Origin of the sequence: Nonomuraea roseoviolacea subsp. carminata, assembly GCF_024172185.1 — a bacterium.
Taxonomy (GTDB): domain Bacteria; phylum Actinomycetota; class Actinomycetes; order Streptosporangiales; family Streptosporangiaceae; genus Nonomuraea; species Nonomuraea roseoviolacea.
Window position 1 is genome coordinate 4,029,225 of the sequence record NZ_JAMZEC010000001.1, and the last position, 16,925, is coordinate 4,046,149.

At 71.5% G+C, this 16,925-nt stretch carries 18 protein-coding genes; 13 read left to right on the forward strand and 5 right to left on the reverse strand.

Annotated elements, in window-relative coordinates; translation table 11 throughout:
• Window positions 1–25: 25 nt before the first annotated feature.
• Window positions 26–1,279, forward strand: coding sequence for a C40 family peptidase (locus tag HD595_RS18865; protein WP_253770798.1), 1,254 nt, complete (start codon window positions 26–28; stop codon window positions 1,277–1,279).
• A 31-nt stretch (window positions 1,280–1,310) separates the two neighbouring features.
• Here the strand turns inward: HD595_RS18865 and HD595_RS18870 are convergent, their stop codons facing one another.
• Window positions 1,311–1,805, reverse strand: coding sequence for an inorganic diphosphatase (locus HD595_RS18870; protein WP_175590022.1), 495 nt, complete (start codon window positions 1,803–1,805; stop codon window positions 1,311–1,313).
• An 84-nt stretch (window positions 1,806–1,889) separates the two neighbouring features.
• Between HD595_RS18870 and dacB the strand changes: the two genes are divergently transcribed.
• The 11 genes from dacB to HD595_RS18925 all read left to right on the forward strand — a co-directional run bounded on the left by dacB (window position 1,890) and on the right by HD595_RS18925 (window position 12,156).
• Window positions 1,890–3,311, forward strand: coding sequence for a D-alanyl-D-alanine carboxypeptidase/D-alanyl-D-alanine endopeptidase (dacB, locus tag HD595_RS18875; RefSeq protein WP_253770800.1), 1,422 nt, complete (start codon window positions 1,890–1,892; stop codon window positions 3,309–3,311).
• 296 nt (window positions 3,312–3,607) lie between these two features.
• Window positions 3,608–4,684, forward strand: a complete 1,077-nt coding sequence (locus HD595_RS18880) for a zinc-dependent metalloprotease (protein ID WP_253770802.1) — start codon at window positions 3,608–3,610, stop codon at window positions 4,682–4,684.
• A gap of 15 nt (window positions 4,685–4,699) precedes the next feature.
• Complete coding sequence (tilS, locus tag HD595_RS18885; RefSeq protein ID WP_253770804.1) at window positions 4,700–5,782, forward strand: tRNA lysidine(34) synthetase TilS; 1,083 nt, start codon at window positions 4,700–4,702, stop codon at window positions 5,780–5,782.
• A 10-nt stretch (window positions 5,783–5,792) separates the two neighbouring features.
• Complete coding sequence (hpt, locus tag HD595_RS18890) at window positions 5,793–6,344, forward strand: hypoxanthine phosphoribosyltransferase (RefSeq protein WP_253770806.1); 552 nt, start codon at window positions 5,793–5,795, stop codon at window positions 6,342–6,344.
• A gap of 243 nt (window positions 6,345–6,587) precedes the next feature.
• A complete protein-coding gene (gene ftsH, locus HD595_RS18895; protein ID WP_253770807.1) occupies window positions 6,588–8,582 on the forward strand; it encodes an ATP-dependent zinc metalloprotease FtsH in 1,995 nt (664 codons plus the stop codon).
• Window positions 8,579–9,160 (forward strand): GTP cyclohydrolase I FolE, encoded by a 582-nt coding sequence (gene folE / locus HD595_RS18900; protein ID WP_175590018.1) that lies wholly within the window; start codon window positions 8,579–8,581, stop codon window positions 9,158–9,160. Before ftsH ends, folE begins: the two co-directional genes overlap by 4 nt.
• A 317-nt stretch (window positions 9,161–9,477) precedes the next feature.
• The gene (folP, locus tag HD595_RS18905) at window positions 9,478–10,341 is read left to right on the forward strand and encodes a dihydropteroate synthase (RefSeq protein ID WP_253770809.1); all 864 of its coding nucleotides are present in this window, start codon (window positions 9,478–9,480) and stop codon (window positions 10,339–10,341) included.
• Entirely contained in the window at window positions 10,338–10,784 is a 447-nt protein-coding gene (locus tag HD595_RS18910) for a nuclear transport factor 2 family protein (RefSeq protein WP_253770812.1), read from the forward strand. The genes folP and HD595_RS18910 overlap by 4 nt, the downstream gene beginning before the upstream one ends.
• Window positions 10,774–11,139 carry a dihydroneopterin aldolase gene (gene folB / locus HD595_RS18915; RefSeq protein WP_175590015.1) on the forward strand — a complete coding sequence of 122 codons (366 nt, stop codon included), beginning with the start codon at window positions 10,774–10,776 and terminating at the stop codon, window positions 11,137–11,139. The genes HD595_RS18910 and folB overlap by 11 nt, the downstream gene beginning before the upstream one ends.
• Window positions 11,140–11,200: 61 nt before the next feature.
• On the forward strand, window positions 11,201–11,704 hold the full coding sequence (folK, locus tag HD595_RS18920) for a 2-amino-4-hydroxy-6-hydroxymethyldihydropteridine diphosphokinase (protein ID WP_175590014.1): 504 nt from the start codon (window positions 11,201–11,203) through the stop codon (window positions 11,702–11,704).
• A 17-nt stretch (window positions 11,705–11,721) separates the two neighbouring features.
• A complete protein-coding gene (locus tag HD595_RS18925) occupies window positions 11,722–12,156 on the forward strand; it encodes a DUF3180 domain-containing protein (protein ID WP_308211183.1) in 435 nt (144 codons plus the stop codon).
• On the opposite strand, the gene HD595_RS18930 is transcribed toward HD595_RS18925, so the two are convergent.
• Genes HD595_RS18930 through HD595_RS18940 form a run of 3 tightly spaced genes read right to left on the reverse strand, consistent with a single transcriptional unit; the run spans window position 12,153 to window position 14,650 of the window.
• Window positions 12,153–12,371, reverse strand: coding sequence for a hypothetical protein (locus HD595_RS18930; RefSeq protein ID WP_253770817.1), 219 nt, complete (start codon window positions 12,369–12,371; stop codon window positions 12,153–12,155). The two genes, HD595_RS18925 and HD595_RS18930, sit on opposite strands and share 4 nt — an antisense overlap.
• A gap of 3 nt (window positions 12,372–12,374) precedes the next feature.
• Complete coding sequence (locus tag HD595_RS18935) at window positions 12,375–13,508, reverse strand: acyltransferase family protein (protein ID WP_253770819.1); 1,134 nt, start codon at window positions 13,506–13,508, stop codon at window positions 12,375–12,377.
• Window positions 13,505–14,650: an NADH-quinone oxidoreductase subunit D gene (locus HD595_RS18940; protein WP_253770822.1), complete on the reverse strand. Its 1,146-nt coding sequence runs from the start codon at window positions 14,648–14,650 to the stop codon at window positions 13,505–13,507. Before HD595_RS18940 ends, HD595_RS18935 begins: the two co-directional genes overlap by 4 nt.
• A 145-nt stretch (window positions 14,651–14,795) precedes the next feature.
• Between HD595_RS18940 and HD595_RS18945 the strand changes: the two genes are divergently transcribed.
• Complete coding sequence (locus HD595_RS18945) at window positions 14,796–15,569, forward strand: DoxX family protein (protein WP_253770824.1); 774 nt, start codon at window positions 14,796–14,798, stop codon at window positions 15,567–15,569.
• Between the two features lie 17 nt (window positions 15,570–15,586).
• Here the strand turns inward: HD595_RS18945 and HD595_RS18950 are convergent, their stop codons facing one another.
• Window positions 15,587–16,900, reverse strand: coding sequence for an aminotransferase class V-fold PLP-dependent enzyme (locus HD595_RS18950; RefSeq protein ID WP_301309539.1), 1,314 nt, complete (start codon window positions 16,898–16,900; stop codon window positions 15,587–15,589).
• Between the last annotated feature and the right edge of the window lie 25 nt (window positions 16,901–16,925).

Sequence of the window (16,925 nt, forward strand, 5' to 3'; positions counted from 1 at the left end):
ATGCCACCATCGAGGAGGGGGAAGCATGCGCTCCGTGAGGGTGGGCCTCGCCGCCTGCCTGGTCGTCGCCCTGTGCCCGCCGGCCAACTCCGCGTCCGCCCCCGTCCTCGCGCCCGGTCTCGCCCCCACGCCCGGTCTCGCCCCCGTCCTCGCGCCCGGTCTCGCCCCCACGCCCGGTCTCGCCCCCGTCCTCGCGCCCGGCCTCGTCGACGCGGCCTGGCGGCCGCCGTCCACCCGTGAGGTCTCGCGCGCCCGCCGCGCCGTACGCCGGCGCACCAAGGAGCTCGGCGTCGCCAGCGCCGCGCTGGTCGAGGCCCGCGCCCGCCTGGACGAGCTCACCGCCAGCGTCGAGCGCCTGGTCGAGGCGTACAACGGCGAGATGGTCCGGATGCGGCAGGCCAGCCAGGAGTACGACCAGGCGCGCGCCCGGCTGGCCTCGGCCGACGCGCAGGTCGAGTCGGCGCGGACGAAGGTCGCCGCGCTCGTCGCGGAGAGCTACGGCGGCTTCGACCTGAGCAAGCCGTACCTGTTCATGATGAACGACACCGGCGACGCCGACGGCTACCTGTACCGGGCCAGCGTGCTGGAGCACATGAGCGCCGAGCGCGCCCTCATCCTCTCCCGGCTGCGCGACAGCCAGTCCGTCGCCGGGATCCTGCGCGCGCAGGCGGCCGACGCCTACGCCGCCCAGCAGGAGGCGTCGGAGCGGGCGGAGCGGGCCAAGGCCGCGGCCGAGCAGGCCGTCGCCAGGCAGCGGGAGCAGACCAGGAGCCTGCGCAGGGAGCTCCACGCGCTGGAGCACCGGGTCGACGCGGCCCGCAGCAGGGCCGACCGGCTGGCCAGGGAGCGGGAGGCGGCCCGCCAGGCCCGGCTCGCCGGCCTCGGGGCCGCCGGCCTGGTCGCCAAGGGCTCGGCCGGCGGCGACCTGGCGGCCAACTGGGCGCTCACCCAGCTCGGCAAGCCGTACGTGTGGGCCGCCGCCGGGCCGTCGAGCTACGACTGCTCCGGCCTGACCATGCGGGCCTGGGAGCAGGTGGGAGTGCAGCTGGACCACTGGACGGGCACCCAGTGGACCTCCGGCCCGCACATCCCGTACGACCAGCTGCGCCGCGGCGACCTGCTGTTCTTCGGGTACGAGAGCGCCGACCCCGGCACCATCCACCACGTGGGGATCTACGTGGGAGACGGCATGATGGTCCACGCGCCCCAGACCGGAGACGTGGTGCGCGTGGCCTCGATGTGGCGGCCCGACCTGGTGGGCGCCACCAGGCCGGCCTGAGAGGGGTGGGTCAGTGGGCGTGCCCGGGAGGTCAGTGGGCGTGGCCCTCTTCGCGCGCCCGGTCGAAGGAGCGCTTGATCTCGACCTCGGCCTCCATGCGGCCCACCCAGTTGGCGCCCTCGACCGACTTGCCGGGCTCCAGGTCCTTGTAGACCTCGAAGAAGTGCTGGATCTCCAGCCGGTCGAACTCCGGCACGTGGTGGATGTCGCGGATGTGCTCCATGCGCGGGTCGGTGGACGGGACGCAGAGGACCTTGTCGTCACCGCCCTTCTCGTCGGTCATCCGGAACATGCCGACCGCGCGGCAGGTGATGTAGCAGCCCGGGAACGTCGGCTCCTGGAGCAGCACCAGCGCGTCGAGCGGGTCGCCGTCCTCGCCGAGGGTGTTCTCGATGAAGCCGTAGTCGGCGGGGTACTGCGTGGAGGTGAACAGGAGCCGGTCAAGCCTGATCTTCCCGGTCTCGTGGTCCACTTCGTACTTGTTCCGTTGTCCCTTGGGAATCTCAACGACAACGTCGAACTCCACCGCGGTTCCTCCGCTCATACCCCCCGGCACCCCCGGGCGGGCGTTAATGTCTCGTAGGCGAACACCAGGAGAGAGGTCAGGGACGTGGCGCGGCACGAGCGGTGGGTGATGCTGACCACGCTCGCCCTGCTCCAGATCCTGACGATCGTCACCGGCGTCTACGCGGTGACGAGCGGCCTGGACCTGGACGCCCTGACGAGGCAGTCGTCACCGGACGAGCCGACGGCGTCTCCCGAGGGGTCTCCCGCGGCCCCCGTGGTCACCGCTGGCCCGGTTCTGTCCGGGCTTTCGGCGAGGGCCGGAGACGGACCTCTCCCGACTAAGAGTACTTTGACCCGTCAGCTCACCGACGCCCTGGGTGACAAAGAGCTGGGGGCCCGGGTGGGCGCGGTCGTCCTCGACGCGGCCACCGGACAGCGGATCTTCGCCGCCAACGCCGACACCGGCATCACCCCCGCCTCCACCACGAAACTGGTCACCAGCACCGCCGCCCTGGCCTCGCTCGGCCCCGACACCCGCTTCGCCACCCGCGTCGTGCAGGGCGCCACGCCGGGCGCGGTCGTGCTGGTCGGCGGCGGGGACCCCACGCTGGCCGGCCCGTCGGCCAAGCCCGGCGCCTACCCCAAGCCGGCGTCGCTGGCCATGCTCGCCGCGCGCACCGCCGCGGCGCTGAAGGCCAAGGGCGTCACCAAGGTCACGCTCTCGTACGACGCCACCCTCTACACCGGCCCGCGGGTGTGCTCCTGCTGGAAGCCGAACTACATACCCGACGGCGAGGTCGCGCCGGTGTCCTCGCTGGTGATCGACGAGGGGCGCCGCTACCCCAGCCAGTCCACGCCGCGCGTCACCGACCCGCCGCGCTTCGCCGCCGCCGCGTTCGCCCGGCTCCTCGGCCGCCAGGGGATCGGCGTGTCGGGCTCCGCGCGGCCCGCCAAGGCCCCCGCGGGCGCGGCCGAGCTGGCCCGCGTCGAGTCGCCGCCCGTCTACGCCCTGGTCGAGCACACGCTGACGTTCAGCGACGACGACCTGGCCGAGGCGCTGGCCCGCCAGGTGGCCGTCAAGGAGGGGCAGCCCGCCTCCTTCGACGGCGGCGCCGCGGCGACCCTGCAGGTGCTCAAGCGGCTCGGCTTCCCGGGCGGGGTGCAGATCCGCGACGGCAGCGGGCTGTCGCCGTTCAACCGCATCAGCCCCGACGCGCTGGCCCGGGTCATCGCCACCGCGAGCAGCGCCGCCCACCCGGAGCTGCGGGCGGTGGCCTCCGGCATGCCCGTCGCCGGCTTCTCCGGCACGCTCGGCAACGGCCGCCGCTTCACCTCCGCCGACAGCAGGGGACAGGTGGGGCTGGTCCGCGCCAAGACGGGCACGCTCAACAACGTCAACACGCTGGCGGGGCTCGCCACCACCAAGGACGGCCGCCTCGTCACGTTCGCCTTCATGGCCGACCGCGTCCCCCTCAACGCCGAGCCCGTGCTCGACAAACTCGCCGCCCTGGTCGCCCGCTCCTGAGCTCTCCTCAGTCCAGACCTCGGCGCTCCTTCGCGTGTCTGATGGCGATCCTGCGGATCGCGGCTCAGTCGCTGGGGTCCGGTGTCTTCCCTCGTCGGTCGGTCGCTTCGCTCCCTCTCTCCTCAGTCCAGACACCGGCGCTTCTTCGCGTGTCTGATGGCGATCCTGCGGATCGCGGCTCAGTCGCTGGGGTCCGGTGTCTTCCCTCGTCGGTCGGTCGCTTCGCTCCCTCTCTCCTCAGTCCAGACACCGGCGCTTCTTCGCGGGTAAGGATCGGACAACGTACGGTGGACGGTATGCAGGTGATCGACTGGGATCTGGCCGTCTCGACCGGCACGCGCCTCGTGCGCCCCGGTCCCCAAGTGAGCCGTGAAGAGGCCAGACAGGCCGTCACCGAGCTCCGCACGCTCTCCCGCGAGGCCGAGGGCCACGTGCGCGAGTTCACCAAGATTCACGCTGACACCGCCCCCCAGACGGCGACGGTCGTCGACCGGCCCGGCTGGATCAGGGCCAACGTCGAGGGCTTCCGCGTCGTGCTGGAGCCGCTGACCCAGCGCATCGGCAGCGGCGCCAACCCGCCGCCGCCCATCGTGACCGCCGTGGGCTCGCGCATCACCGGCGTCGAGGTGGGCGCCGTGCTCGCCTTCCTCGCCTCGCGCGTGCTCGGCCAGTACGAGCTGTTCCTGCCGCCGGACCCGTCGGGCCGCGAGCCGGCCGGCCGCCTGACGCTGGTGGCGCCCAACATCGTCCACGCCGAGCGGGAGATGAACGTCGACCCGCACGACTTCCGCCTGTGGGTGTGCCTGCACGAGGAGACCCACCGGGTGCAGTTCACCGGCGTGCCGTGGCTGCGCGAGTACATCCGCTCGCAGATGACCGAGTTCCTGCTCGCCTCCGACCTCGACCTCGGCACGATCGTCGAACGCCTGCGCGGCGCCGCCGACACCGTGGCCGACGTGGTGCGCGGCGGCGAGGGCAACCTCATCGACGTCATCCAGTCGCCGGCCCAGAAGGAGATCCTCGACCGGCTGACGGCCGTGATGACGCTGGTGGAAGGGCACGGCGACTACGTGATGGACGCCGTGGGCCCGTCCGTGGTGCCCTCGGTGGCCGACATCCGGGCCAAGTTCGCCCAGCGCCGCGAGGGCGGCTCCAAGCTCGACCGCACCATCCGCCGCCTGCTCGGCATCGAGCTGAAGATGAAGCAGTACGCCGAGGGGTCGGCCTTCGTGCGCACCGTGGTGGGCAAGGTCGGCATGGACGGGTTCAACCGGGTGTGGACCTCGGCGGAGACGCTGCCGACGACGGGTGAGATCTCCGACCCGGACGCCTGGATCCGCCGCGTCATCGGCGCCCCGGCGCTGCCGGCCTGACCGGAGCCGCCGCCCGTGGGTCCGCATCCGGCCGTGGCCGACGTCCGGCGGGCCGTGCGTGAGGCGCTGGCCGCGCTGACGCCGGACGTCCCGGCGCGGGACGAACCGGCGCGGGAAAAGCCTGCGCCGGGTGTCCCGGCATCGGGTGTCCCGGCGTCGGGCGGGCCCGCGCCGGAAGGGCCGGTGCTCGTCGCGTGCAGCGGCGGCGCCGACTCCCTCGCCCTGGCGGCGGCGCTCGGCTTCGTGGCGCCCCGCGCCGGCCTCAAGGCGGGGCTGCTCACGGTGGACCACCAGCTCCAGCCCGGTTCGGCCGAACGGGCCGAGCAGGTCGCCGCCCTGGCCGCGCCGCTGGGCCTTGACATGGCCGAGGTGCTCACCGTCGAGGTGGGCACCGAGGGCGGGCCGGAGGCGGCGGCCCGCGAGGCCCGCTACCGGGCCCTGGCCGAGGCCGCCGACCGGCTCGGGGCGCGGGCCGTGCTGCTCGGGCACACCCGTGACGACCAGGCCGAGACCGTGCTGCTCGGCCTGGCCAGGGGCAGCGGGCCGCGCTCGATCTCGGGGATGGCCGCGCGGAGCGGACGCTATCTCCGCCCGTTCCTCGACATCCCGAGGGCGACGACGGTGGCGGCGTGCCGCGCGCTCGGCCTGACCCCGTGGGACGATCCGCACAACGAGGACCCGCGCTTCACCCGGGTCCGGGTGCGCGCGCGGATCCTGCCGCTGCTGGAGGCGGAGCTCGGGCCGGGGGTGGCCGAGGCGCTCGCCCGGACGGCCGCGCTGGCCCGGGAGGACGCCGACGCGCTCGACGAGTGGGCGGATCGGGCCTACCAGGATTGCGCTCTTAGCGATATCGGCGGATCAGTGACGCTGTCCGTTCCGGCGCTCGAAGCCCTGCCCGGGGCGGTGCGCAGGCGGGTCCTGCGGCGCGCGGCGGTCGCGGCGGGCTCGCCGCCGGGGTCGCTGTCGGCCACGCATGTACGCGCCGTGGACCGCCTGGTCACGCACTGGCGCGGCCAGAAGCCCGTCGACCTGCCCGGGGGTCGGGCGGCCGTCAGGCGGTATGGCACCCTGATAGTCGCCATCAGTCCCATCCCGTAAGGAACCACAGGTGGACGCTGCCGACATGGGCCAGGACCTGGAGAAAGTCCTCATTCCCGAGGACGAGCTCCAGGCGAAGATCAAGGAGCTCGCCGAGCGGATCGACCAGGACTACGCGGGCAAGGACGTCCTGCTCGTGGGCGTGCTGAAGGGCGCCGTCATGGTGATGGCCGACCTGGCCCGGGCCTTGCACGTGCCCGTGCAGATGGACTGGATGGCGGTGTCGTCGTACGGCGCGGGCACCCGGTCGTCCGGCGTGGTGCGGGTGCTGAAGGACCTGGACACCGACATCATGGGCCGCCACGTGCTGATCGTCGAGGACATCATCGACTCCGGCCTGACCCTGCACTGGCTGCTGGAGAATTTGAAGTCGCGCAATCCCGCGTCGCTGGAGATCTGCACCGCGCTGCGCAAGCCCGACGCGGTGAAGGTGCCGATCGACGTGAAGTACGTGGGTTTCGACATTCCCAACGAGTTCGTCATCGGTTACGGACTCGACTACGCGGAGCGCTACCGGAACCTGCCGTTCATCGGAACGCTCGCGCCGCACGTTTACGAGTAGCAATCCGAAGAGGAGCCGGGAACACTACCAGACCTGACGTACGTTGGTAGGGCAAGACCGGTGTAGCGGGCGGTCCCTCCGCGCGCTCTGCCGGTGTACCTTCTGACTCCTGAAGGGTGACCGCGCGTCCTCTTCGGGTAGTCGGAAGATCTCGCGGTATCGGATGCCGCGGCCCCCGGGACGCGTCCCGGGGTTCAAGGCCATGGTCAGGAAGGGACGGGCCCGCAAGGGGTTCCGCATCGGATGGATCTCAAGCGATTTACACGTGGGCCACTGCTGTGGATCCTGGGCATCGTCGTGCTGCTCCTGCTCGTCACCCAGCTCTGGAGCGGCGGCGGTAACTTCAAGCAGGCCGACACGTCCACGGTCCTTCAGCAGATTCGCAATGGAAACGTCAACAACGCGAAGATTGTCGACAAGGATCAGCGGATCGAGCTGACGCTCAACAGCCCGATCGTGGTCCGGCCGGGCGACACCCCGACCAAGACGATCCAGTCTGACTGGGTGGGCGGCTACGGCACCAAGCTGACCGAGGAGCTGCAGGCCCAGGTCGACGCCAAGAAGACCAAGAGCTTCACCACCGAGGTGCCGCAGGAGAACTTCCTCGTCAGCATCCTGGTGAGCTTCCTGCCGCTCGTCATCATCGTCCTGATCTTTCTGTTCGTCATGAACCAGATGCAGGGCGGCGGCTCGCGGGTCATGAGCTTCGGCAAGTCCAAGGCCAAGCTGATCACCAAGGACACGCCGAAGACGACCTTCGCCGACGTCGCGGGAGCCGACGAGGCCATCGAGGAGCTCCAGGAGATCAAGGAGTTCCTGCAGGCCCCGGCCAAGTTCCAGGCGATCGGCGCCAAGATCCCCAAGGGCGTGCTGCTGTACGGCCCGCCCGGCACCGGCAAGACCCTGCTGGCCCGCGCGGTCGCCGGCGAGGCCGGCGTCCCCTTCTACTCGATCTCCGGTTCCGACTTCGTCGAGATGTTCGTCGGTGTCGGCGCCTCCCGCGTCCGTGACCTGTTCGAGCAGGCCAAGGCCAACGCGCCGTCGATCATCTTCATCGACGAGATCGACGCCGTCGGCCGCCACCGCGGCGCCGGCCTGGGCGGCGGTCACGACGAGCGCGAGCAGACCCTCAACCAGCTCCTCGTCGAGATGGACGGCTTCGACGTCAAGGGCGGCGTGATCCTCATCGCCGCGACCAACCGGCCCGACATCCTCGACCCGGCGCTGCTGCGTCCCGGCCGCTTCGACCGTCAGGTCACCGTCGACCGGCCCGACCTGGAGGGCCGCAAGGGCATCCTGCGCGTCCACGGCCGCGGCAAGCCGTTCTCGCCGGAGGTCGACCTCGACGTCATCGCCCGCCGCACGCCGGGCTTCACCGGCGCCGACCTGGCCAACGTGATCAACGAGGCGGCGCTGCTGACCGCGCGCGCCGACCAGAAGCTGATCACGATGGACGTCCTAGAGGAGTCGATCGACCGCGTCATGGCAGGGCCCGAGCGCAAGACCCGGGTCATGTCCGACAAGGAAAAGAAGATGATCGCCTACCACGAGGGCGGTCACGCGCTGGTGGCGCACGCGCTGCCGAACTCCGACCCGGTCCACAAGATCACGATCCTGTCCCGGGGCCGCGCGCTCGGCTACACGATGACGCTGCCGATGGAGGACAAGTTCCTCGCCACGCGTTCGGAGATGATGGACCAGCTCGCGATGCTGCTCGGCGGCCGCGCGGCGGAGGAGCTCGTCTTCCACGAGCCCACCACCGGCGCCTCCAACGACATCGAGAAGGCCACGGCCGTCGCCCGGCGCATGGTCACCGAGTACGGCATGAGCGAGCAGCTCGGCGCCCGCAAGTTCGGCACCGGCCAGGCCGAGGTGTTCCTCGGCCGCGAGATGGGCCACGAGCGCGACTACTCCGAGAAGATCGCCTCCACGATCGACGAGGAGGTCCGCCGCATGATCGAGACGGCGCACGACCAGGCGTGGGACATCCTGGTCCAGTACCGCGACGTCCTCGACAACCTCGTCCTGGAGCTGATGGAGAAGGAGACGCTCTCCCGCGAGCAGGTCCTCCAGATCTTCGCTCCGGTCGTGGTCAAGGAGCACCGCCCGTCCTACGCCGGCTACGGCAAGCGGCTCCCGTCCGACCGTCCGCCGATCCTGACCCCGAAGGAGCAGTCGGCCAACGGCTCGCTCACCCCGGGCCACCAGGACGCGCTTCCCTCCGGAGACGGTGCGTGAGTTCGCACGACGTAGACCTGGGCCGGATCGAGAAGGCCGTCCGCGAGATCCTCTACGCCATCGGCGAGGATCCCGACCGTGACGGCCTGCTCGACACCCCGGCCCGGGTCGCCCGCGCCTATGCCGAGCAGTTCTCCGGCCTCGGCCAGAACCCCGAGGACGTCCTGAACAAGGTCTTCGACGTCGACCACGACGAGATGGTGCTGGTCAAGGACATCGAGGTCTACTCCACCTGCGAGCACCACCTGGTGCCGTTCCACGGGTTCGCGCACGTGGGCTACATCCCCAACGACCGCGGCCAGGTGACGGGCCTGTCCAAGCTGGCCCGCCTGGTCGACGTCTACGCCCGGCGCCCGCAGGTGCAGGAGCGGATGACGTCGCAGATCGCCGACGCGCTCATGCACGTGCTGGAGCCGCGCGGGGCGATCGTGGTGCTGGAGTGCGAGCACCTGTGCATGACCATGCGCGGGGTCCGCAAGCCGGGCGCCAAGACCGTCACCTCGGCGGTCCGCGGCGACTTCCGCACCAGCGACAAGACCCGCGCCGAGGCGATGGCCCTGATCCTCGGGCGCCTCTAGTTCTCTTCTGTTACGGCACAGCCGGCTTGACGCCAGTCGCCGCACGGGGCTGAGGGCCTCCAGGGAGACGCCTGCTGAACCCGCACATGGCCGGCCGCCGTCACGCGCGCGACGCCGGCCATGGCTTCCCTCAGCCGTTGGCCGGAGCCGCACGCCCCCTCTTCGGCCGTGTCGTGGGTGTGGGGGCTTGCCGGGCGGGGTGTAAAAAGCCGCCAAAAACATACGGACCGACGGCAAGCAGCCCTGCGTGGGATTCGTTATCCACAATGGGGTACCCATGACATCAACAGGTCTGGGCAAGCGCCTAGGCTTGGGCCATGACAAGCGGGCCGACAAGCGTGCCAGGACTGGCACCCGAGGAGCGGTGCCTCGTCATGGGCGTGGTCAACGTGACGCCCGACTCCTTCTCCGACGGTGGTCTGTGGTTCGGCGAGGAGGCCGCCGTCCGGCACGGGCTGGAGCTGGTCGATGAGGGAGCCGACATCGTCGATGTGGGAGGAGAGTCCACCCGGCCCGGAGCGGCGAGGGTGTCCCTGGAGGAGGAGCTGGCCCGCGTCGTGCCGGTCATCAGGGAGCTCAGCGCGCGCGGTGTGGCCGTCAGCGTCGACACGATGCGCGCCGAGGTCGCCAGGGCCGCCGTGGAGGCCGGGGCGCGCCTGGTCAACGACGTGAGCGGCGGGCTGGCCGACCCCGAGATGCCCCGCGTGGTCGCCGACACCGGTGTCCCCTACGTCGTGATGCACTGGCGCGGCCACAGCGCCGACATGGACGACCGGGCCGTCTACGCCGACGTGGTGACCGAGGTGCGCGAGGAGCTGGCCAAGCGGGTCGATCTGGTGCTGGCCGAGGGCGTGTCCGAGGAGCAGATCGTGCTCGACCCGGGGCTCGGCTTCGCCAAGAACGCCGACCACAACTGGGCGCTGCTGGCCGGCCTGCCACGGCTCGCCGACCTGGGCTACCCCCTGCTGGTCGGCGCCTCCCGCAAGAGGTTCCTGGGGCGGCTGCTGGCCGGCGACGACGGCGCGCCCCGCCCGTTCAGCCGTAGTGACGACGCCACCGTGGCCGTGACGGCGCTGGCCGCACGCGCCGGCGCCTGGTGCGTCAGGGTTCACAAGGTGGCGCCCAACGCCGACGCCGTCCGCGTGGCCGCCGCGTGGGAGAGAGCAGGAGCCGATACATGAGCGTCGACACTGCCGCCATCGAGACGGTCAACCAGGACTTCTACACCGCGATCGAGGCCGGCGACCTCGACCGGATGACCGAGATCTGGGCCGAGGACTCCGCCGACGAGCAGGTGAGCTGTGTCCACCCCGGCTGGTCCCTGCTGGCCGGGCGCTCCGAGGTGCTGCGTTCGTGGGCGCTCATCATGGCCAACACCACCTACATCCAGTTCGTGCTGACCGACGTCAGCACGACCGTGCTGGGCGACGTGGCGGTCCTCACCTGTGTCGAGAACATCCTCACGGCCGGCGACGAGGGTGAGTCGAGCTTCGCCGCGGGCAAGGTCGTGGCGAGCAACGTCTACGTTCGCACGCCGCAGGGGTGGCGGCTGTGGATGCACCACGGCTCACCGGTGCTCCAGGGCGACGACGACGAGGAGGAGGACGGCGAGCTTGAGCACTGACCGGATCACGCTGAAGGGCCTGCGCGCCAGGGGGCGGCACGGGGTGCTGCCGGCCGAGCGGGAGCTGGGGCAGGAGTTCGTGGTCGACGCGACGTTGTTCCTCGACCTGGCGCCCGCCGCGGCGGCCGACGACCTCACGCTCACGGTCCACTACGGCGAGCTGGCCCAGGCGCTGGTCAAGGTCGTCGAGGGGGAGCCCGTCGAGCTGATCGAGACGCTGGCGCAGCGCCTGGCCGACGTGTGCCTGGCCGACGACCGGGTCCGCGCGGCCGAGATCAGCGTGCACAAGCCGGCCGCGCCGATCCCGCTGCCGTTCGACGACGTGATCGTGACGATCCAGCGGAGCCGCCCATGAGTCGCGTGCCCGCTCTCGATGCTGTGGACGATGTGTACGTGACGATCGAGTGGAGGCGCCCATGAGATGCGTCCTGTCCCTCGGCAGCAACCTCGGCCGGCGCTTCGACACGTTGCAGGGGGCCGTCGACACGCTGTTCGACGCTCCGGGCATGGAGTTCGTCGCGGCGTCGCCCGTCTACGAGACCGACCCGGTGGGCGGCCCCGCCGGGCAGCGGCCGTACCTCAACGCGATCGTGATCGCCGAGACCTCGCTGCCGCCGCGCACGCTGCTGGAGCGGGCGCAGAGCGTCGAGAACGCGTTCGGCCGGGAGCGGCTGGAGCGGTGGGGCCCGCGCACGCTCGACGTCGACCTCGTGGTCGTGGGCGACACGGTGTGCGACGACCCCGACCTCACGCTGCCGCACCCGCGCGCCCACGAGCGGGCGTTCGTGCTGGTGCCGTGGTGGCGGGCCGACCCGGAGGCCGAGCTGCCCGGTCACGGCCGGGTGGCCGACGTGCTGGCGGGCCTCGACCAGCGGGGTGTGCGGCTGCGCGACGACCTGAAGCTGCAGAGGCCCGATTGAGGCCGACCCGTCCCGGCGTGCTCGTCGGTCTCGTCGTCGTCGTGGCCCTGCTCACCTGGATGGTGGTGCGGCAGTTCTACGCCGATCTGCCCATCGTTCCGTGGACCGCGATCCCTACCGTGCTGCTGCTGGCCCTCGGTGAGGCGTACAGCGCGTGGATGACCAAGGCCCGGCTCGACCGCAAGCCGGGCACCAAGCCGGTGGAGCCGCTGGCGGTGGCGCGGCTGGCCGCGCTGGCCAAGGCGTCGTCGTACGTGGGGGCGGTGTTCGGCGGGATGTTCGCCGGGTTCGCGCTGCACACGGTGCAGCTCCTCACGCGGGAGACGCCGCGCACGGAGTTCTTCATCGCGACGGGCTCGTTCCTCGCGTTCGTGGCGCTCATCTGCGCCGCGCTGTTCCTGGAGCACTCCTGCCGCATCCCCGAGGGCCCCGAGGACGCGGGCCCGCGCTAGGCCGTCTCGTCTCCGCCCAGGTAGTAGACCGGCTCGCCCTGGACGAAGGACGTGTCGACCGTACGGATCTGATCGACGAGCAGGTGGGTACGCCGCCCGCCGAACTCGATCTCATGGGCGCGCCGGATCACGTCGCCGGGCCGCTCGCCCGGCCGGGCGGCGGTCCGGATGATGCGCTCGTCCTCGGGGCGGGCCGGGAACACGATGACGGTCATGTCTCAAGGATGGCGGGGTGTCGGGCTCGTGTCCTCGGATCGGGCGGGGCGGGGGCGGCCGAAGAGGTAGATGACGGGGAGCGTGCAGACCAGCGGGCCCAGGATGGCGATCGGGCGCTCCAGCCACCACTTGAGGTCCGGCGGCACCTTCCCGCCCAGCGTGCCGAACAGCCACCACGACACCCCCAGCGCGATCGCCATCCCCGTGGTGTGGAAGAGGAACAGCGGCAGCGCGAAGCGGTTGATCGTGTCGTTGACGCGCCGCCAGCCCGGCCGTTCCAGGACCCGCTCCATCGACGGCCGCAGCACCTCGACCAGCCCGATCTGGAAGATCAGCAGGGCGACGATGACGAACGTGGGCGGCGCCATGTTCGACCACTTGTCGCCCGGCACGCCGACCATGGACCCCGGGTAGATGCCGGAGTAGACCAGGCCGAACAGCGCGAACAGCCCCGTCCACAGCACGCCCACGTCGTAGCGGCGGGGCAGGACGACGATCCGGTCGTAGAAGAAGCCGGCCTGGTGGGCGAGGCCCCAGACCACGATCATGTTGAGCCAGCCCGCCCACTCCACGCCGTACCGGAAGCGCACGACGTCCACGACCAGCGCCGCGCCGCCGAGCCAGATGAGCGCCAGCACGTCGTAGCGGCGGTGCAGCCACAGCGCCACCGGCAGCAGCGCGATGAGCACGAGGTAGACGCCGAGGAACCACAGCGGGCTGAGCACGAGCAGCACCACCCGCCACATCCACTCGACCTTGAACACCCAGGTCACGACCGCGCCGACGATCGTCCACGCGCCCGACAGGAAGAGCGCCGGGACGGCCAGCGCGCGGATGCGCCGCCACACGAACGCGCCGATGCCGACGCCGCGCGCCTTGGCCCGCTCCCACGACAGCAGGTGGACGTGCCCGCCGACGTAGAAGAACAGCGGCAGCACCTGGAGCAGCCAGGTGAGGATCCACAGCCCCGAGGTGAACCCGAGGGGGCTGGTCGGCTCGGGCCCGCCGGGCTCCCACTGCAGGATCGTGAACGCCCAGTGCCACACCACGACGACGATGAGGCTGAGGGCGCGCAGCCAGTCGACGTACTTGTCACGGGCGACGGCGGGGGGCGCCGGGGATTCGGGGGCGGTCACTTGTCGATGTCACCCACGACGAAGAACATCGAGCCGAGGATCGCCACCATGTCGGCCACCAGGTGGCCGGGCAGCATCTCGCGCAGCACCTGGATGTTGTTGTAGGAGGCCGAGCGGAGCTTGAGCCGCCACGGCGTCTTGTCGCCCTTGGAGACGAGGTAGTAGCCGTTGATGCCGAGGGGGTTCTCGGTCCAGGCGTACGTGTGGCCCTCGGGGACCTTCAGCACCTTGGGCAGGCGCTGGTTGACCGGGCCGGGCGGCAGCGAGCGGAGCCGCTCCACGCAGGCGTCGGCCAGGTCGAGGGAGACCTTGAGCTGTTCCAGGAGCACCTCGAAGCGGGCGTGGCAGTCGCCCGCCTCGCGCGTGACGACCTTCACGGGCAGCTCGGGATAGGCGAGGTATGGCTGGTCGCGCCGCAGGTCGAAGTCCACTCCGGCGGCGCGGGCGATGGGGCCGCTGACGCCGTACTGCATGATCTGCTCGCGTCGGAGCACGCCCACGCCCTTGGTGCGGGCCAGGAAGATCTCGTTGTGCAGGATGAGGTCCTCGATGTCGGGGACGCGGCGGCGGGTCTCGGCGACCGCCTCCGACACCCGGTCCAGCCAGCCGTACGGGAGCTCCTCCTTGAGCCCGCCGACCCGGTTGAACATGTAGTGCATGCGGCCGCCGGAGATCTCCTCCATGACGGCCTGGATGCGCTCGCGCTCGTTGAAGGCGTAGAAGACCGGGGTGATCGCGCCGAGTTCGAGGGGGTAGGAGCCGAGGAACATCAGGTGGCTGAGGACCCGGTTGAGCTCGGCCAGCAGCGTGCGGGCCCAGACGGCGCGGACGGGCGGCTCCATGCCGAGCAGGCGTTCGGCGGCGAGGACCACGCCCAGCTCGTTGGCGAAGCCGGACAGCCAGTCGTGCCGGTTGGCCAGCATGATGATCTGCCGGAAGTCGCGCACCTCGAACAGCTTCTCGGCGCCCCGGTGCATGTAGCCGATGATCGGCTCGGCGGTGGCGATGCGCTCGCCGTCGAGCGTGAGGCGCAGCCGGAGGACGCCGTGGGTGGACGGGTGCTGCGGACCGATGTTGAGGATCATGTCCTCGGTCGCCAGCTCCTTCGCGCCCGCGCCGATGCCGACCACGCGTTCCGTCATAGGGCCATGCTGCCACCGGCCGCCGTGGTGATCCAGCGCGGGGTGGCCGGCCGTCGTCCGGGGAGCACGGTCAAGGAACGGTATGGAGGCGCATCGGTAAAACCGGACTAGGGGAGATAAAGCGGTATCGGGGGGAGGTATTCCCATGAAGAGAATCGTGTTCGATGTAGCCGCGTTGATCTCGCGCGTCCTGATCGGCGTCATCTTCGTGGCTTCGGGATTGCAGAAGTGGCAGGCCGGTTTGGGTGCCACGTCCAAGATGTTCACCCAGAGTGGCGTGCCGCTGCCCCAGCTCGCCGCCGCGTACGCGACCATGGCCGAGACCCTGGGGGGCATCCTACTGATCATCGGCCTGGCGGTGCGGCTGGGGTCGCTCGCGCTCCTCGTCGTGCTCGGAGGCGCCTTCGCCTTCGTCCACGTGGGGCACGGGATCTCCAGCAAGACCGGCGGCTGGGAGTTCGTGGGCGCCCTGGCGGCGACCTGTGTGCTGCTGCTCGCGCTGGGAGGCGGGCGGATCGGCGTCGACGCGGTGCTGTCCGGCTGGTACCGGCGTCGCCGCACCCAGAAGGAGGCGGCCGTCGCTCCCGCCGGCGCGGGCAAGGCAAAGGCCCCGAAGACGGCCCCGACGGAGCCCATGTACCGGGGGCCGATCCCGGCCGTGCCGAAGGCCCCACCAGCTCCAGCGGAAGCCGCGACACCTCCGGCCGAACCCGCGGCACCTCCGGCCGAGCCGACGCAGCCCATGCACAGGAGCGCGGCTCCAGGGGACCCGGGTGGCCCGGCGGCGGAGGACACGACGCCCCGGCACCCCTACGGTGACCAGGGACGCCGTCCCGGGGACCTCAACGAGGAGGACATGAGCGACATCGACGCCCTCTTCTCCGAGGAGCACCCCACCCGCAAGCCGCCCAACCGCTGAGCGAAGAGGGGACGCGCTCAGGCGGTGGTGCCGCGGGCCGCCAGGTCGCGGAGGGCGGCGACGAGGCGGTCCACGTGCTCCTCCGTGGTGCCGATCCCGACGGAGGCCCGCACCGCCGACGCGGTGCCGTCCTCGCACCCGCCATCCGTGGTGCCGAGCAGGTGCCGGACGAACGGGTGCGCGCAGAACTTCCCGTCGCGCACCCCGATCCCGTACTCGCCCGACAGCGCCTCGGCGACCTCGCGCGCCGCGAGCCCGTCCACGGTGAACGACACGATGCCCACCCGCGGGTGGTCCGGCCCCCACAGCGACAGCTCCCGTACGCCCTCGATCGAGGCGAGCCCGGCGCGCAGCCGCGCGATCAGCCGCTCCTCCTCGCGCACCAGCGCGGTCCAGCCCGTGGCGGTGAGCGCGTCGCAGGCGGCGGCCAGCGCGATGGCGCCCAGCACGTTCGGCGTGCCGGCCTCGTGGCGCGGCTCCGGGTCCTCGTGCCACTCGGTGTCGCCGGAGCCGGCTGGGGCGACCGAGCGGACCGCTCCGCCGCCCTTCAGGTACGGCTCGCCCGCCGCCAGCCAGTCACGGCGCCCGACCAGCACCCCGGCGCCGAACGGCGCGTACAACTTGTGGCCCGAGAAGGCCACGTAGTCGAGGTCGAGCGCGGTCAGGTTGAGCGGCCGGTGCGGCACGAGCTGGGCGGCGTCCACCAGGATGCGGGCCCCGTGGCGGTGCGCGATGTGCGCCAGCGCCGCGATCGGCCACAGCTCGCCGGTGACGTTCGAGGCGGCCGTGACGACGAGCAGCTTGGGCCCGTCCAGGGCGGCCAGCGCCTCGTCGGCCGCGCGGACCGCCTCGCCGGGGAACGCGGGCGGCGCGAGCCGCACCACCCGCTCCCACGGCAGCAGCGAGGCGTGGTGCTCGGTGTCGAACACGACGGCCGTGGCGCCGGCGGGCAGGCAGCCGGCCAGCAGGTTGGTGGCGTCGGTGGTGTTGCGCGTGAAGATCACGGCGTCTTCGGGACGGGCGCCGACGAAGGCGCGGACCGTGTGCCTGGCCTGCTCGTACCGGGCGGTGGTGAGCTGGGAGGCGTAGCCGGCGCCGCGGTGGACGCTGGAGTAGGCCGGGAGCGCGGCGGTGACGGCGGCGCTGACCGGCTCCAGACAGGGCGCGCTGGCCGCGTAGTCCAGGTTGGCGTACCCGACGAGGCGCCCGCCCTTGACCGGCACCTCCAGGTCGGCGCCGAGCACGGCGGGGATCGGGCGGCGCTCGCGCGGCTGCGCCGGCGCGGCGGCGGACTGGGCGGGGACGGTGCCGAAGATGCTCAACGTGGACAAGGCGAACCTCCTGGAGGGCCATCGG

Coding starts and splice junctions, on each gene's coding strand:
- HD595_RS18865 (WP_253770798.1), top strand. CDS start 26: ATGCGCTCCGTGAGGGTGGGCCTCGCCGCCTGCCTGGTCGTCGCCCTG.
- HD595_RS18880 (WP_253770802.1), top strand. CDS start 3,608: ATGCAGGTGATCGACTGGGATCTGGCCGTCTCGACCGGCACGCGCCTC.
- ftsH (WP_253770807.1), top strand. CDS start 6,588: ATGGATCTCAAGCGATTTACACGTGGGCCACTGCTGTGGATCCTGGGC.
- folP (WP_253770809.1), top strand. CDS start 9,478: ATGACAAGCGGGCCGACAAGCGTGCCAGGACTGGCACCCGAGGAGCGG.
- HD595_RS18910 (WP_253770812.1), top strand. CDS start 10,338: ATGAGCGTCGACACTGCCGCCATCGAGACGGTCAACCAGGACTTCTAC.
- folK (WP_175590014.1), top strand. CDS start 11,201: ATGAGATGCGTCCTGTCCCTCGGCAGCAACCTCGGCCGGCGCTTCGAC.
- HD595_RS18930 (WP_253770817.1), bottom strand. CDS start 12,371: ATGACCGTCATCGTGTTCCCGGCCCGCCCCGAGGACGAGCGCATCATC.
- HD595_RS18940 (WP_253770822.1), bottom strand. CDS start 14,650: ATGACGGAACGCGTGGTCGGCATCGGCGCGGGCGCGAAGGAGCTGGCG.
- HD595_RS18945 (WP_253770824.1), top strand. CDS start 14,796: ATGAAGAGAATCGTGTTCGATGTAGCCGCGTTGATCTCGCGCGTCCTG.